A 1,359-nucleotide genomic window follows, 5' to 3' on the forward strand; every position below is an offset into this window, starting at 1 on the left:
GGTCGTGTCCCAAGGGGTGGTGTAGGAAGGTTTCCCTGAAGGGGTGGCCACCGTCGATCTTCTGGTAGGGTTCGGATGCGAACTCGAACCTGGAGAAGAAGACGATGACCGACGACAGAATGGCCCTTGTTGAGCTGATTGAGCAAGGGGCGGATAGCGATTTGGTGCGCGAGATGTTGGCATTTGCGGCCGAGCGCATGATGGATCTGGAGATCGAGGCGAGGACCGGCGTGTCTGCTGGCACTCGCAGCCCGGCCCGAATGAACCACCGCAACGGCTACCGCGAACGGGGCTGGGACACTCGGGCGGGCCGGATCGATCTGGCGATCCCGAAGCTGCGCAAGGGCAGTTACTTCCCGAGCTTTCTGGAGCCGCGCCGGACTGCCGAGAAGGCTTTGGCAGCGGTGATCCAGGAGGCCTACGTCCATGGCGTCTCGACCCGCTCGGTCGATGATCTGGTCAAGGCGATGGGTGCCAGCGGCGTATCGAAGAGCCAGGTCAGCCGCCTGGTTGCCGAGATCGACGAGCGGGTGAACGCCTTCCTGACGCGGCCGATCGAGGGCGAGTGGCCCTACCTGTGGATCGACGCCACGTATCTCAAGGTGCGCGAGGGCGGGCGGATCGTCTCGACGGCGGCGATAATCGCCGTTGCCGTCAACACCGATGGCCGGCGCGAGGTTCTGGGCGTTGCCACCGGCCCGTCGGAAGCCGAACCCTTCTGGAAAGCCTTCCTGCGATCGCTGGCCGATCGGGGCCTGCGCGGGGTGAAGCTGGTCATCGCCGACGATCACAAGGGGCTGCGCGCCGCCGCCAGCAAGGTGTTCGCCGCGAGCCAGCAACGCTGCCGGGTGCACTGGATGCGCAATGCGCTGGCCCATGCCGCACCCAAGCAGCGGCCCGCCGTGATCGCGATGATCAAGACGATCTTCGCGCAGGAGACGCCCGAAGCAGCGCACCAGCAGTGGGAGCAGGTTGCCGACGCCCTGCGTGAGAAGTTCCCGAAGCTGGCCGACATGATGGATGCATCGCGTGAGGATGTGCTCGCCTACATGGCGTTCCCGAAGGACCACTGGGCGCAGATCGCGTCTACCAACCCGCTGGAAAGGGTGAACAAGGAGATCAAGCGAAGGGCCGACGTCATCGGCATCTTCCCAAACAATGCCGCCGTCATCCGCCTCGTCGGAGCGCTGATGCTGGAGCAGAACGACGAGTGGGCAGTATCGCGTCGCTACATGACACTGGAAACAATCGGCTCGGTGACCCATAATCCCATAGTCAGCCTGCCAGCACTGGCTGCCTGACCCGAACCCGATCCTGCCGCGGATCGACGGTTCCTACACCACCCCCTGGGACACGACC

General features: G+C 64.4%; 1 protein-coding gene. It reads left to right on the forward strand.

Annotated features, from left to right (window positions below; genetic code table 11):
• The first annotated feature begins 104 nt into the window (after positions 1-104).
• The gene (locus tag L0963_RS19565) at positions 105-1,301 is read left to right on the forward strand and encodes an IS256 family transposase (RefSeq protein ID WP_234181502.1); all 1,197 of its coding nucleotides are present in this window, start codon (positions 105-107) and stop codon (positions 1,299-1,301) included.
• The last annotated feature ends 58 nt before the right edge of the window (positions 1,302-1,359 follow it).

It is taken from the genome of Sphingopyxis sp. NFH-91 (genome assembly GCF_021401285.1).
GTDB classification, from domain to species: Bacteria; Pseudomonadota; Alphaproteobacteria; order Sphingomonadales; family Sphingomonadaceae; genus Sphingopyxis; species Sphingopyxis terrae_A.